This is a genomic window from Streptomyces sp. GL_140, from assembly GCF_057834465.1.
The window spans coordinates 691,944-706,614 of sequence record NZ_CM174404.1 but is presented as its reverse complement, the minus strand read 5'-3'; the positions used below and the strand labels follow the sequence as shown (position 1 = coordinate 706,614).

The 14,671-nt window shown below is 71.8% G+C and carries 10 protein-coding genes; 6 read left to right on the top strand and 4 right to left on the bottom strand.

Features of this window, described 5'->3' with window-relative positions; all coding sequences use genetic code 11:
• Positions 1 to 14: 14 nt before the first annotated feature.
• Positions 15 to 425: a hypothetical protein gene (locus AC3IYJ_RS03440; protein ID WP_489399852.1), complete on the top strand. Its 411-nt coding sequence runs from the start codon at positions 15 to 17 to the stop codon at positions 423 to 425.
• A gap of 2 nt (positions 426 to 427) precedes the next feature.
• Here the strand turns inward: AC3IYJ_RS03440 and AC3IYJ_RS03435 are convergent, their stop codons facing one another.
• A complete protein-coding gene (locus AC3IYJ_RS03435) occupies positions 428 to 1,030 on the bottom strand; it encodes a hypothetical protein (protein ID WP_489399851.1) in 603 nt (200 codons plus the stop codon).
• A 206-nt stretch (positions 1,031 to 1,236) separates the two neighbouring features.
• Between AC3IYJ_RS03435 and AC3IYJ_RS03430 the strand changes: the two genes are divergently transcribed.
• Positions 1,237 to 2,538, top strand: a complete 1,302-nt coding sequence (locus AC3IYJ_RS03430; protein WP_489399850.1) for a cytochrome P450 family protein — start codon at positions 1,237 to 1,239, stop codon at positions 2,536 to 2,538.
• Positions 2,539 to 2,654: 116 nt separating this feature from the next.
• The gene (locus AC3IYJ_RS03425; RefSeq protein ID WP_489399849.1) at positions 2,655 to 3,590 is read left to right on the top strand and encodes an amidohydrolase family protein; all 936 of its coding nucleotides are present in this window, start codon (positions 2,655 to 2,657) and stop codon (positions 3,588 to 3,590) included.
• A 138-nt stretch (positions 3,591 to 3,728) separates the two neighbouring features.
• Here AC3IYJ_RS03425 and AC3IYJ_RS03420 read toward each other — a convergent pair whose 3' ends face one another.
• Positions 3,729 to 5,213, bottom strand: a complete 1,485-nt coding sequence (locus AC3IYJ_RS03420) for an MFS transporter (protein ID WP_489399848.1) — start codon at positions 5,211 to 5,213, stop codon at positions 3,729 to 3,731.
• Between the two features lie 314 nt (positions 5,214 to 5,527).
• Here AC3IYJ_RS03420 and helR point away from each other — a divergent pair, with 314 nt between their 5' ends.
• The 3 genes from helR to AC3IYJ_RS03405 all read left to right on the top strand — a co-directional run bounded on the left by helR (position 5,528) and on the right by AC3IYJ_RS03405 (position 9,116).
• Positions 5,528 to 7,741 carry an RNA polymerase recycling motor ATPase HelR gene (gene helR, locus AC3IYJ_RS03415; protein WP_489399847.1) on the top strand — a complete coding sequence of 738 codons (2,214 nt, stop codon included), beginning with the start codon at positions 5,528 to 5,530 and terminating at the stop codon, positions 7,739 to 7,741.
• 143 nt (positions 7,742 to 7,884) lie between these two features.
• Complete coding sequence (locus tag AC3IYJ_RS03410) at positions 7,885 to 8,406, top strand: lamin tail domain-containing protein (protein WP_489399846.1); 522 nt, start codon at positions 7,885 to 7,887, stop codon at positions 8,404 to 8,406.
• Between the two features lie 140 nt (positions 8,407 to 8,546).
• A complete protein-coding gene (locus AC3IYJ_RS03405; protein ID WP_489399845.1) occupies positions 8,547 to 9,116 on the top strand; it encodes a TIGR03086 family metal-binding protein in 570 nt (189 codons plus the stop codon).
• Positions 9,117 to 9,174: 58 nt separating this feature from the next.
• Here the strand turns inward: AC3IYJ_RS03405 and AC3IYJ_RS03400 are convergent, their stop codons facing one another.
• Both AC3IYJ_RS03400 and AC3IYJ_RS03395 read right to left on the bottom strand, forming a co-directional pair.
• Positions 9,175 to 10,551, bottom strand: coding sequence for a M1 family metallopeptidase (locus AC3IYJ_RS03400; protein ID WP_489399844.1), 1,377 nt, complete (start codon positions 10,549 to 10,551; stop codon positions 9,175 to 9,177).
• Between the two features lie 54 nt (positions 10,552 to 10,605).
• Positions 10,606 to 14,511 carry a Pls/PosA family non-ribosomal peptide synthetase gene (locus AC3IYJ_RS03395; protein WP_489399843.1) on the bottom strand — a complete coding sequence of 1,302 codons (3,906 nt, stop codon included), beginning with the start codon at positions 14,509 to 14,511 and terminating at the stop codon, positions 10,606 to 10,608.
• Positions 14,512 to 14,671: the final 160 nt, after the last annotated feature.

Here is a 14,671-nt window from a genome sequence, read left to right as displayed (position 1 = left end):
GAAGGGACCACATCATGGCCACCCGGACGACGGAAGTACCGCGCACCCGCACGTTCGTGCAGGTCACGATCGCCCTGCAGACCCTGGCCATCTTCTTCCAGGCGGCCACCGCGGGACTGCTGCTGTCCACGTCGTACGGCGAGACACTGCACGGGGTCGGAGCACGCGTCATGTACGGCGCGACGATGCTCTACGTGATCGCCGCGATCCTGGCCTGGCGGCCGGGCGGCGGCTCGCCCCGTCCGATCCTGTACTCGTCCGGCTTCCTCGTCCTGGCCTCGGTCCAGGTGGTACTGGGCGTCGCCCGCATCCCGGCCTTCCATGTCCCGCTGGGCGTCCTGATGTTCGGCCTGAGCGTGCTGGTCCTGGGCCAGGCACTGTCCACCCGCATCACCCGGAGCCCCGGCATCGGTTCCCAGGGCTAGGGCTAGGGCTGGGGCTGGGGATGTGGAGCGGGCTGCAGGGGGCGGGTGGTGCCCGGCAGGCAGGTCACGGCCGGGTTGTAGGTCTGGAACGCCCCCTTGGGGTTCTCCTTCCAGAGCCACATGTGCATCGCGTAGTGGATGGGCTGGCCGCGGAAGTGGCCCCGGTGCGGGCCCGTGAACTTCTCGCCGAACATCGAGGGGCGGTCGTCGTCCGTGGACATGTCCTGGTCTCGGTCGAAGACGACCCACTGGACACCGACGAGGCGTTTGCCGCCGAACCGGTCGTCCTCGTAGAACAGCGCGGCGGGCTTCGCCGGGTCGACGGAGTTGTCGTAGGCGTGACGGAAGTGCGGGTAGCCCAGGGCGCCCGTTCCCGCCCGGTCCGCGATGCAGTACTTGTCCGGGACGTAGCCCGCCTTCACCGCGTTGGCGTGCCGCTGGTACGGGGCGGTCGCGCTGTAGACGATCGCCCGGTCGGCACTGGCTCTGCCGGTGTCCGCTCCGGCCGCGGACGGGCCGGCCGCGGACGCGGTGGCGGGAGCGGTGGCGGCCACCAGGGCGAGGGCGGCCGCCGCCGCGAGGGTCAGGGGGGAACTGCGGGCCATGCTCGGACTCCTCGGTGGCGGGGTGGTTATCAGCAGCTTGTCCCGCGGCTCCGGGGCCCGCCACGCGGCCGGTCCGGACGGCTGACCTCCCGGCGCAGCATCTGGCGGAGCGGTCTGACTCGAACGAACCAAGGACCGTTTCGTGACGGGCCTCCCCGGGGAACCGGTGTGTGCACAGAACACCGATGTCACGGAGGACGCGGAGCATGACGCAGGAGAACGCGGCACCGACCGGAGACGAACCGCTGGATGAGCTCGTCTCGGCCGTGTCCAGGGGCGCGCCCGAGTTCCGCGCTTGCCCGTACCCCGTCTACGCGGCCCTGCGCGAGCAGGCGCCGGTGTGCCGGCTGACGCCTCCGCACGGGGTCGAGACCTATCTCATCAGCCGCTACGACGACGCCCGGGACGCCCTGTCGGACCGGCGGTTCAGCAAGAACATGCGCGGGGCCATCGACACCTACCACGCTGTGTTCGGCAGCTTCTTCGACGCGCTGGACGACAACGTGCTGTTCGCGGACCCGCCGCGCCACACCCGTCTGCGCCGCGTCCTGCGGAGCGCCTTCACCCCCCGACGGGTGGAGGACATGCGACCGCGGATCACGGAGATCGCCGAGGGACTCCTGCGGGAATGCCGCAAGAGCGAAACCGTCGACCTGATGTCCGCCTTCGCGTTCCCGCTCCCCGTCGCGGTGCTGTGCGAGCTGATGGGGATCGAAGAGGCCGACCGGTCCGAGATCCTGGAGCAGTTCGGTGTGGTGACCCGGTCCAGGTTCAACCCGGCGCTGAAGGCGGAGCTGAAGGTCGCCGAGGGCTGGCTGCAGGAGCGGCTGGGTCAGATCGTCTCCCATGCGCGGGCCAACCCCTCGGACTGCTTCCTCAGCGACCTGATCACGGCGGAGGAAGGCCTCGACGACGCGGATCTGGTGTCGTCGATGTGGGTCCTGTTCTTCGCCGGGCACAAGACCACCGCGTACCAGATCGGGAACTCCGTCCTCGATCTGATCCTCCATCCGGAGCAGTTGGCGAAGCTCCGCCGGGATCCCCGGCTGATCCACGGCGCGGTCGAGGAACTCGTACGGTTCGACGGTTCGGTGGAGACGTCCACGTTCCGGTACGCGGCCGAGGAGGCCGAGATCCGGGGGACCGTGATCCCCAAGGGGGCGCTGGTCCAGATCGCCCTCAACTCGGCCAACCGGGACCACGAGAAGTTCGAATCGGCGGACGTGCTGGACGTGACGCGCGAAGGGATCCAGGGAATGCACCTGGGCTTCGGTCACGGAACGCACTACTGCCTGGGAGCCCCGCTGGCACGGCTCGAACTCGAGATCGCGATCTCCTGCCTGCTCCGGGAGTTCCCGGAGATGGAGCTGGCGGACGAGGAGCAGAGCGGGGGCGCCTGGCTCAAGGGGCCCGTGGCGGCCTTCCGCGGTCTGGAGAGGCTCCTGATCGTCCTGGAGCCGCGGCCGGCCGGGGACTTCGCCCTGGCGCCGGTGGCCTCCGCAGAGTAGACGAGACCGACGGGTGGTTCTTTGGCATGCGCAATTCTGGGAGTACGACCGGCCCTGAACTCGAAGAGGCCCCTCCGCAACCGGACGGAGCCCACGGAGCCCGGACGAAGATCGACATGCACCAACACTTCTGCGCACCCCAGTGGCGTGCGTGGGCCGAGCACCACGGGCTGATCCAGCCGGAACAGTTGCCCCGTTGGGCGTCCCTCGACGCCGATGCCGCGGTCCGGTTCATGGACGGCGCGGGCATCTCCACGGCCGTGCTCAAACCCATGCTCCCGGCCCGCTACCGTTCGTCGGCGCAGCTGCGCGAAGCCGTCAACATCACGCTGCACTCGATGATGGAGGTGGTGAGCGCCCACCCGTCGCGGTTCTCGTTCTACGTGCCCCTCTTCCTGGACGACCCCGAAGCGTCCTCCTGGGCGGTCCGCCGGGGCCTTGGGCAACTCGGCGCCGTCGGGGTGAACGTGACGGCCAACTACGGTGGCGTGTACCTCGGGGATCCCGGCTACGACCGGATCTTCGCCGAGCTGAACGAGTTCTCCGCCGTGGTGGACACCCATCCGCACCATCTGCCGGGCGGCCGGCCCGGTGCGATGACGGTTCCGGGCATCCCGAACTTCATGTGCGACTTCCTGCTGGATACCACCCGGGCCGCCGTGAACATGATCAGCAACAGGACGCTCGACCGGTTCCCCGACATCTCCGTGATCCTGCCCCACGCCGGCGGGTTCCTGCCGTACATCGCCAACCGGATGCAGGCGCTCGGCCGGTTCTGCGATCCGCCGGTCGATCCCGCCGCCGTCCGCGACCATCTGGGCCGCTTCTACTACGACACGGCAGGCCCCATGGAGCCGGCCGCCACCCTCCTCGCCCATGTCCCCGCCGACCACGTCCTGTTCGGCACCGACTTTCCCGCCGCGCCCGCGGACACGGTCATGGACCTGGCGATCCCCGCGCTCGACGCCGACCGGGCCTTCACTCCCGAGCAACTGAACGGCGTCTACCGCGAGAACGCGCTGCGCCTGATCCCGCAGCTGGCCACGGTGTAGGCCCTCACCAGAAACCAGGACCAGGTACCAGGACCGACCAGGACCAGGACCGACCGACACCGGAGCCCGCACCCGAAATTCGGGTGCGGGCTCCGGTGTCGGTCCTGGTTTCGGCGGGCCACCGCGGGCTGCGAGAGGTCAGTCGCGCCCACCCGGCGCGAGCCCGGGGCCGGGGGCCGGCGCGGTGGGGCGGCCGGGGAGGAAGAGTGAGCCCAGGCCCGCGCAGGCGGTGAAGAGGGCGGCGCAGAGGAAGGCCTGGCCGTAACCGGCGGTGAGGGCCTGCGCCGTGGAGCCGATGTGGTCGCGTGCGGTGTGGGAGGCGATGGTCGCGAGGATCGCGAGACCGAGCGAGCCACCCACCTGGCGCGAGGTGTTGACGAGCCCGGATGCCAGGCCCGCTTCGCGGCGGTCGATGCCGGTGGTGGCCGCCGCGGTGACGGGAAGCATGGACATTCCCAGGCCGAGGGTGCACAGCACGAAGGGTGCGGCCACCGAGGTGAGGAAGGGGCCGTTCCCGCCGAGGCGCGAGAGCCACAGGAAGCCGAAGGTGCTGATGGCCATGCCGGTGACCAGCAGAGGGCGCGGGCCGGTGCGGTGGATGAGGTGCGCGGAGGTCCGGGTGCCCATGATGACCCCGAGGCAGCCGGGCAGGAACCACACGCCGGTCTCCAGGGCGCTGTAGCCGCGGACTTGCTGCATGTAGAGGGAGAGCAGGAACCACAGCGCGAACATCGCCGAGCCCAGGCCGATCATGACCAGGTTGGAGATGGCCAGGGTGGGGCGGCGCAGGACGGCGAGGGGGACCAGCGGGGCGGCGACCTTCGACTCGATGACGGCGAAGGCCGCCAGGAGCAGGAGGCCCACGAGGAGGGCGGCCCAGACGTGGGGGGAGGTCCAGGGCGTGGACGCGGTGGAGATGATTCCGTAGACCAGGGCGGTCAGACCGGCGGTGACGGTCAGCGCGCCGGGCAGGTCCAGGCGACGCAGACCGCCGGGGCCACCATGGTGCCCGTGTCCGGCGGGTACGTGGACGAGCGCGGCGACGAAGAAGGCGACGCCGATGGGGACGTTGACGAAGAAGACCCAGCGCCAGCCCGCGTACGCGGTCAGCAACCCGCTGGCCATCGCCCCGACCGCACCGGCGGCGGCGTTGACCGAGGCCCAGGCCCCCATCGCACGGGCACGGGCCCGGGGCTCGGTGAAGGTGGCCATGATGAGCGTGAGCGTGGCGGGGGCCAGGACCGCACCACCGACTCCCTGCACCGCTCGGGCCGCGATCAGCATCGCGCCGTCGGCGGCGAGCCCGCAGGCGAGCGAGGCGACGGTGAAGACGCCCAGGCCCGCGAGGAACGTTCGCCGGGCGCCGACCAGGTCGGCGGCCCGGCCGCCCAGGAGCAGCAGCCCGGCGAAGCCGAGGGTGTAGGCGTTGACGATCCACTGCTGCCCGGCCGGGCTGAGGCCGAGGGAGGCCCTCATGTCCGGGAGGGCGATGTTCACGATCGAGACGTCCAGGACGACCATGAACTGGGCCGCGCAGGCGATCACCAGGATCATCGACGTCCACACGCCGCGGCTCGTGGACGGTCCGGGGTCTGTGCGGAGTGAGGGCGGAGCGCTGGTCATGGGGGTTCCTCACGGGCAGTGGACGGGGCGGATCAAGCGCATCAATCCCATGACATCCCTGCCCCCGCGACGGACCGTCGTCACAGGCGGTCGGCATCCGGGTGACGAGTGCCGCGTCAGGCACCAGCGAGGGGTTTGCCCGTCCACGGCGGGCGATCGGGCGGAGGGAGTGCTCACCTCTGGCCACTTTCAACTTATAGCGCAGAGGGGGGCTTGCGGCAAGGGCCCCTTCGTCCCGCACAATCGCAGGCCCAGGCCGGAACCGGCGGAAATGAGAGCTTCGCGGAGTGCGTGTGCGTTCGGAGTTGACCGAGATGACCACCCAGACCCAGACCCGGACCACCGGGTCCACCCTGACGACCCTGACCACCCTGACGACCAGTGCGTTCGATCTTCCCGAGGGCCTCGCGGCCAAGGCCGACCCGAGGCTGATCGCCGGCGACGAGCGGCACTTCGCGGCCATGGCCGAGAGCCTCGCGCAGACGATCGCCGAACTGTCCGGCCGTCTCGACGCCGAACGCAGGGCGCCCGGCGGCGCGGGCCGGGGCGCGATGGACCGGGACGTGGAGATCCACCGGCTGACCGGTCGCCTCGGCGCCCTGCGCCGCTTCGGCCTGGACCTGTGCCTCGGACGCATCGTCGGCGCGGACGACGCCGAGCCCGTGTACATCGGACGCGTCGGCCTCACCGACGACGCGGGCCGCCGGCTGCTGATCGACTGGCGCTCCCCGGCGGCCGAGCCGTTCTTCGCCGCGACCCACGCCGACCCCATGGGGCTGGTGAGCCGCCGCCGGTACCGCTGGACCCGCGGCCGGATCAACGACTACTGGGACGAGGTGTTCGAGGCCGAGGGGCTCGAAGGACACGCCGCGCTCGACGACCAGTCCGCCTTCATCGCGAGCCTGGGCGTCGGCCGCTCCTCCCGGATGCGCGACGTCCTCGGCACCATCCAGGCCGACCAGGACGCCGTCATCCGCGCGGGTTCCCGCGGTGCCCTCGTCGTCGACGGTGGCCCGGGTACGGGCAAGACCGTCGTCGCCCTGCACCGCTCCGCCTACCTCCTCCACTCCGACCCCAGGCTCGGTCACCGCCGCGGCGGCGTGCTCTTCGTCGGCCCGCACCGCCCCTACCTGGCCTACGTCGCCGACGTCCTCCCCAGCCTCGGGGAGGAGGGCGTACAGACCTGCGTCCTGCCGGACCTGGTCGCCGAAGGAGCCACGGCCACGGTCGAGAGCGACCCGGAGGTGGCCGAGCTGAAGTCCTCCGCCGACCTGGTGAAGGCGATCGAGGCGGCCGTCGGGTTGTACGAGGAGCCGCCAACCGAGGCCATGACGGTGTCGACCCACTGGGACGACATCCCGCTGAGCGCCGAGGACTGGGCCCAGGCGTTCGAGGCGCCCGAACCGGGCACCCCGCACAACGAGGCGCGCGAACAGATCTGGGAGGAACTGGTCACCATCCTGCTGGACAGGAACGAAGGCGAGGTTTCGCCCGAGCTGTTCGGCAGGTCGCTGCGGCGGAACAAGGACCTGGTCACCACCCTCAACCGGGCGTGGCCGATGCTCGAAGCCACCGACCTCGTCGCGGACTTGTGGTCGGTCCCCGCCTACCTGCGCAGGTGCGCACCCTGGCTGAGCCGAGAACAGGTGGGCAAGCTGCAGCGCGGGGACGCCCAGGCATGGACGGTCTCGGACCTGCCGCTCCTGGACGCGGCGCGGCACCGGCTCGGCGACCCGGAGGCGACGCGGCGCAAGAGACGGCACGAGGCCGCCGTCGCCGCCGAGCGCGCCCGCCGGGCCGGCGTCATCGACAACCTGCTCGACGCCGATGACGACGGAGAGGGCGCGGTGACGATGCTGCGCGGCCGGGACCTTCAGGACACCCTGATCGACGAGGCGGCCGCCCCGTCCGGCGCCGAGCCGGACCGGCTCGCCGGCCCGTTCGCGCACATCGTCGTGGACGAGGCCCAGGAACTGACCGACGCGCAGTGGCAGATGCTGCTGCTGCGCTGCCCGTCCCGGAGCTTCACCATCGTCGGGGACCGCGCCCAGGCCAGGCACGGGTTCACGGAGTCGTGGCGCGAACGGCTGGAGCGGATCGGGCTCGACCGGATCGAAGTGGCCTCCCTGAGTATCAACTACCGCACGCCGGAAGAGGTGATGGCGCAAGCGGAGCCGGTCATCCGGGCCGTGCTCCCGGACGCCAACGTGCCGACCTCGATCCGCAGCAGCGGAGTCCCCGTCGTCCATGGATCCGTCGCGGAGCTGAATAAGGTCCTCGCCGACTGGCTCGCCGAGCACCCCGAGGGGACCGCAGCCGTCATCGCCACACGCGACAACGCGGCCGCGGCCTTCGAGGCGGCGCCCCGAGTCCGTTCCCTGACACCGGAGTTGTCGAAGGGCCTCGAATTCGACCTGGTCGTCCTCATCGACCCGCAGACATTCGGCGAGGGCACCGAAGGAGCGGTCGACCGCTACGTCGCCATGACCCGCGCAACCCGCCAACTGGTTGTCCTCACGACCCCCTGACCAGGGGTTAGTCATAAGATATTGACGCTTTGTCCATGTTTGGTAATCTTGGGCGTTTTGCTGGAAAATGCCGCGTGGGCGGGCCAAAGTGTGGGTGCCCGGCAGCAAGTCGGGTAACCGCACGTCCCTGAGGTGACATCTCCATGTCTGCTTCTCGCACCACTCGTCGCGTCCTCGCCACCGCCGTGGCCACCGTCGCGGTCCTGGGTTCCGCCGCCCTGCCGGCCGCTGCCGCCACGCAGGGCCACGGCCATGGCCACGGCACGACGGGCAAGCACTCCACGGTCATGATCAGCAAGGTGCAGTACGACAGCCCCGGCGTCGACGACCGCTCGAACCGAAGCCTGAACGGCGAGTGGGTCGAGGTGAAGAACACCGGCAAGAAGGCCGTCGACCTGCGCGGCTACACCCTCACCGACAAGCAGGGCAACCGCTACCGCTTCCGCAGCCTGAAGCTCGACGGGCACGCCAGCGTCAAGGTCCACACGGGCAAGGGCACGGACACCCTGCACGACGTGTACCAGGGCCGGACGCACCACGTCTGGGACCAGCGCGACTCCGCCACCCTGCGCAACGACCAGGGCCGCATCCTCGACAGCAACAGCTGGGGCAAGGCCAAGGGCCACGACAAGGGCCACAAGGGCACCCGCCACGGCGGCCGCTAGTCACCCTACGGCCCGCACCGCACCGCGGGCCGATGTGCCGGGCCCCCGTCCCCCCGAAGGGGCGGGGGCCCGGCGCGTTGCGTGGGAGAACCGGGAAAACCGGTGGTTCGTGCTGCCCATGCGGCCCTAACCTCGTCCCGATGACTACTACTTCCGTCGAAGACCTCGACCGCGCGACCGCAGCCGTCGCCGACCTGATCGCCTCCATCCGCCCGGAGCAGTGGAAGGAGCCGACGCCCTGCACGGAATGGGACGTGCGCGGCGTGGTCGCCCACCTGGTCGGCATGGACCTCGTGTTCGCGGCCATGATCGGGGGCGGCCCGATGCCCGAACGCGGTGCGGACCCCCTCGGTGACGATCCCGCCGGTGCCTACCGGGCCTCCAGCGCCGCGCTGCTGGCCGCCTTCTCCGCTCCCGGAGTCCTCGAACAGAGCTATCGCAGCCCGATGGGAAGCGCCACGGGCGCCGAGCGCCTGCAGATCCGTCTCTACGATCTGCTCGCGCACGGATGGGACCTCGCCCGAGCCACCGGAATTCCGGCAGCCCTGCCCCCGGACGTTGCCGAGCGGAGCCTGGAGTTCGCCCGGGTCCAGCTCGCCACCCAGTCCCGGGCAGGGCGGTTCGCCGAGCCGCAGCCCGTCGCGGAGGGCGCCCCGGCCATCGACCGGCTCGCCGCCCACCTCGGCCGGACGGTCCCGCCGCAGCCGTGAGGGCGGCCGCCGCCCGTCAGGCCGAGTCGCGGCCCCGGCAGGATCCGGAGGAGACGGCCTAGCCGTTCGTGGGCGGGTAGCCGGGCCTCGCCGGGACCGGGAGCCGGGCGGGCGGTGCGGGCAGCGGCGGGAGGGCCGGCTCGTACAGCCAGGCCGAGAGCAGGCCGTCCACCGGCTCGTTCGCGTACCGGGTCACGTGGGCGGTGAAGGCCACGGTGCTCACCACCCCGTGGCGGTGCGAGGTGGCCCAGTCGCGCAGCATCCGGAAGAACGCGTCGTCGCCCAGCGCGCAGCGGACCGCGTGCACGGCCAGCCCGCCGCGCTGGTAGAGGCGGTCGTCGAACATAAGCTTGCGGCCCGGGTCGGCCAGTACGAGGTCCTGCGCCTGTGAGGCCAGCAGCCGGTGGGCGGCGAGCGCCAGCTCGTGCGCGCCGCGGCCGCCGGAACGCTCCGACCAGAGCCATTCGGCGTACTTCGCGAAACCCTCGTTCAGCCAGATGTGCCGCCAGTCCGCGATGGTCACGCTGTTGCCGAACCACTGGTGCGCGAGCTCGTGCGCGATGAGCCGCTCCGAACCGCGTACGCCGTCCACGTGATTGGTGCCGAACAGGGAGAGGCCCTGGGCCTCCACCGGGACGTCCAGTTCCTCGTCGGCGACGACCACCGCGTACTCGCCGAACGGATAGGGCCCGAAGAGCTCCTCGAAGAGCTTCATCATGGCCGGCTGCCGCGCGAAGTCCCGGGAGAACCGGGGCAGCAGGTGGGCCGGCACGTGGGCGCTCTGCGTGACCCCGCCCAGCCCCGGGTCGCCGAGCAGCACCGTCTGGTACATGCCGATCGACAGGCCGACGAGATAGCTGGAGGTGGGTGCGGGCTGCTCGAACACCCAGGTGGTCGTGGAGGCCCGGGTCGTCCGGGTGAGCAGCCGGCCGCCGGCCACCACCGTGTAGGCGGACGGGGTGTTGACCGAGATCTGGTACGAGGCCTTGTCGGCGGGCCGGTCGTTGCACGGGTACCAGGAGGGCGCGCCGACCGGCTGGCTGGCCACCAGCGCGCCGTCGGTCAGTTCCTCCCAGCCCAGACCGCCCCAGGGACTGGTGACCGGCTTGGGATTGCCCACCCAGTGCACGTCCACCGTGAAGGCGGCCCCGGCGGCCAGCGGCTTGGCCGGCCGGATGCGGAGCTTTCCGCCGCGGTGGGTGAAGTGCGGCCGCCGGCCGTCCACCAGGACCCGGCCTATTTTGAACTCGGCCAGGTTCAGGTGGAACTCGGCGAGCGGAGCCCGCCCGGCGATCGCGCTGAGCCGGGCCGTCCCGGCCAGCCGGTTGGGGCCGGGACGGTATTCCAGAGCGAGTTCGTACCGGTGCACGCGGTAACGGGGGTCACCGTTGGCCGGGAAGTACGGGTCCGATGCCGCTGTGCTCTGGCCGTTCATTGCCGCTTCCGCTCCCTGCGCCGTACTCGGGTCCTGCGCCGTGCACGGGCCTTCTCAGGTCCGCCACGCCTCGATCGGGTTGCCCAGCCAGCGGGTGTCGGCGGGGACGGATTCCCCGGCCATCACGAGAGAGGCGGGACCCAGTGTGCTGTGGGCCCCGACCGTGCTTCCGGGCAGGACGATTCCGCCCGGCCCCAGCGTGGAGCCCTCACGGAGGACCACAGTATCCGTCCTCAAGATCCGGTCGTGGAAGAGGTGCGTCTGCAACACGCAGCCGCGGTTCACGCTGACCGCGTCGCCCAGTGTGACCAGGTCCGTCTCGGGCAGCCAGTAGCTCTCGCACCACACGCCCCGGCCGATCCGGGCCCCGAGCCCGCGCAGCCACCACACCAGCAGCGGCGTACCGGGCACCGAACCCGCCAGCCACGGCACGGCCAGCACCTCGACGAAGGTGTCGGCCAGCTCGTTGCGCCACACGAACCCGCTCCACAGCGGGTGCTCACCCGCCCGGTGCCTGCCCACCAGCAGCCACTTCGCGCCCACCGAGACGAGGCACGCGAGCACACCGGCGACGAGCAGGACCACGCCCGACAGCAGCGCGGTCCCCCAGAGCCCCAGGGCGCCGGGCCGGCTCAGCGCGCAAAGAGCCGCCACGGTCAGCACGGCCAGCGCCGCCGAGCAGAAGACCGGGACGAGCCGGCACACCTCCACCAGACCGCGCGCCCACAGCAGGTGCGCGGGCGGGTCGTAGGTGCGGCTCTGGTCGGACGTGGCGGTCGAGCGCGGCAGCTTGACCGGCGGCAGTCCCAGGTACGAGCTGCCCTTCTTGGCCTTCTTCGGGGTCGCGGACAGGACGCCCACCAGCCCCCCGTCGGGCACGCTGCGGCCCGGCGCGGTCATGCCGGAGTTGCCGAGGAACGCCCGGCGGCCGATCTCGGAGTGCCCGATCCGCATCCAGCCGCCGCCCAGTTCGTACGGGGCGGTCAGGGTGTCGTCGGCGAGGAACGCGCCTTCGCCGACCGTGGTGAGGCTCGGCAGCGCCAGCACGGTGGACACCTCCGCGCCCCGGCCGATCTTCATGCCGAGCAGCCGCAGCCACACCGGGGTGATCAGCCCGGCGTACAGCGGGAAGAGGGTTTCGCGCGCCAGGTCCATCAGCTGGGTGACCGTCCAGGCCTGCCAGCCGATCCGGCCGTGCGTCGGGTGGACCCCCGTGCGCAGTCCCAGGCTGAGCAGGCGTACGCAGACCAGCAGCGGCAGCGCGTACGCGAACCCGTAGGCGAGGGCCCCGGGCACCACGGCGAGCAGGGCTCCGCGCAGCGCCTCGGCCAGGCCCGCGTCGGCGGGTACGAACAGGCTCACCACGAGCAGGGCCGGCAGGGCGGCGAGCACGGGCAGGGCCGTGAGGCACAGGCCCGTGGCCCCGTACACGGCGCGCCAGGCGAGCGAGCGCGGCGGCCGGTGCCCGGGCCAGTTCCGCTTGGCCTTGCCCAGTTTGACTGCGGGCGCTCCGGCCCAGCGCTGGCCGGTCGGAATCTGACCGCTCACCGCGGAACCGGGGGCCACCTCGGCCCGCTTGCCGACCCGGGCGCCGGGGAAGAGCATGCTGCGGGTGCCCACCACGGCGCCCGCACCGACCTTGATGGGGCCGATCACCAGCCGGTCCCCGTCGAGCCAGTGCCCGCTGAGGTCCACCTCGGACTCCACGGCGCAGCCGCGGCCGAGCTTGAGCATGCCCGTCACCGGGGGCAGCGCGTGCAGGTCCACCTCGGGCCCGACCTTGGCGCCCAGGGCGCGGGCGTAACGTTCCAGCCAGGAGCCGGTGAGCGAGGTCGCCCCGGAGTACTCGGCCAGCCGCTCGGCCGTCCACAGCCGCAGGTGCACGCTCCCGCCGCGGGGATGGCGTCCGGCCTTCACCCCGCGCAGCAGCAGCCGCGCACCGCCGGCCGCGATCGCGAGGCGGCCCGGCGGGCTGAAGAGCAGCGCCGCCCCGGCGGCCAGGAGCCACCACGAGGCGGTGGGCGCCCAGGGATAGGGCCCGAACCAGTGCAGTACGTTGCCCAGCGTCAGCAGCGCCACCGACCAGCGCAGACCGACCAGCGTGTACAGCGGGAGCAGCAGGAGCGACTGGATCACCTGGGACCGCAGTGCGACGGGCGCTACCTCGCGGGCCGTGCCGTCGTCCTGGGCCGACTTCTCCAGGTGCCGGGCCAGCTTGCGCAAGGTGGACTGCTGATAGATGTCGAGAACGGCCGCGCTCGGGTAGCGGGTGCGCAGCCGGGTGGTGAGCTGGGCCGCGGCGAGGCTGTTGCCGCCGATCGCGAAGAAGTCGTCGGCTGCGCCGGACACCGACACTCCGAGGGTCTCGCTCCACTGTTCGGCGAGCCAGGCCTCGGTCCCGTAGAGCTGCTCGGAGGGACCGCTGGTCTCCAGGTCGGGCAGTGGCCAGGGCAGCGCGTTCCGGTCCACCTTGCCGGAGGTGCGGGTCGGCAGCTCGGTGACCGGCGCGAGCAGCGGCACGAGGGCCGCGGGCAGCTCGGCACGCAGCCGCTCCACCGCCGCCTTGTGGTCCCAGCCCTCCTGGGTGACCAAGTAGCCGACGAGCAGCTGGTTGCCGCTGCGGGCCGTGCGGACGGCGGCGGCCGCGCCGGCCACCCCGGGCAGGGCCTGGAGCGCGGCGTCCACCTCGCCCAGCTCGATCCGGCGGCCTCCGAGCTTGATCTGCTCGTCGCCGCGGCCCAGGAAGACGAGCCCCTCCGGTTCCGCGCGGACCAGGTCGCCGCTGCGGTAGGCGCGCTCCCAGCCGAGGGATTGAAGCGGGGCGTACTTCTCGGCGTCCTTCTCGGGATCGAGGTAGCGCGCCAGGCCGACCCCGCCGATGACCAGCTGACCGCTGCCGCCCATGGGTACGGGATCGCCGGACTCGTCCACGACGGCCAGCTCCCAGCCGTTGAGGGGGAGTCCGATCCGGATCGGCTCCTCGCCGGTCAGGAGCGAGGCGCAGGCGACGACGGTGGCCTCGGTGGGCCCGTACGTGTTCCAGACCTCGCGGCCTTCGGTGACCAGGCGCTGGGTCAGCTCGGGCGGGCAGGCCTCGCCGCCGAAGATCAGCAGCCGGACCTCGCCCAGGTCGTCGGACTCCCACAGGGCGGCCAGCGTCGGCACCGTGGAGACCACGGTGATCTCCTGCTCCGCCAGCCAGGGGCCGAGGTCGGCGCCGCTGCGCACCTGGGAGCGGGGGACGGGCACGAGGCAGGCGCCGTAGCGCCAGGCCAGCCACATCTCCTCGCAGGAGGCGTCGAAGGCGACGGACAGCCCGGCCATGACCCGGTCGCCGGGCCCGATCGGCTCCTCGGCCAGGAACAGCGCGGCCTCGGCGTCCACGAACGCGGCGGCGCTGCGGTGACTGACGGCGACGCCCTTGGGCTTGCCGGTGGAACCGGAGGTGAAGATGATCCACGCGTCGTGCTCGGGGCCGGGCCTCGCGGCGGATACGGGGACCTCCGCGATGCCGGTGACCTCGATGCGCCGACCGGCACCCAGCACGGCCCGTACCCCGGCTTCGCCGAACACCAGCTCCGCCCGCTCGTCCGGGTCCTCGGCGTCGACGGGCACGTAGGCGGCGCCTGCGGCGAGCACCGCGAGGATGGCCACGTACAGCTCGTTGGTCCCGGACGGAACGCGTACGCCGACCCGGTCGCCCAGCCCCACCCCGGCGGCCCCCAGCGCGCGCCGGCGGCGTTCGACCTCGGCGGCCAGCGCCCGGTAGGTCAGCCGCTCGGTGCCGTCGTCCAGGGCCAGTTCGTCGGGGTGCGCCCGTACGGAGGCCTCGAAGACGTCGACGAGGGTACGGGTCGGGGCGGCGGGCCCCGCCGAGAACCGGGCGGACTTGCCGGACTGCTCGTACACGTCCCCGTCGTCGAGCAGTGTCGATTCACCGCGTTCAGGTGTTGCTGCCATCGGCCCTCACGTTTCGTTCCCGGAAACGTCCGGGTCGCCGGTGGAGCCCGGGTTTGCCCAGGTTGTTCCGGTCCAGCGCCAACACAACCGGCCAGTCTAGTGCGCCCTCAAGGATCTTCCTGTCGAAGTCTTGCGTGTGGCGGAGAAGAGACGGTAAGCG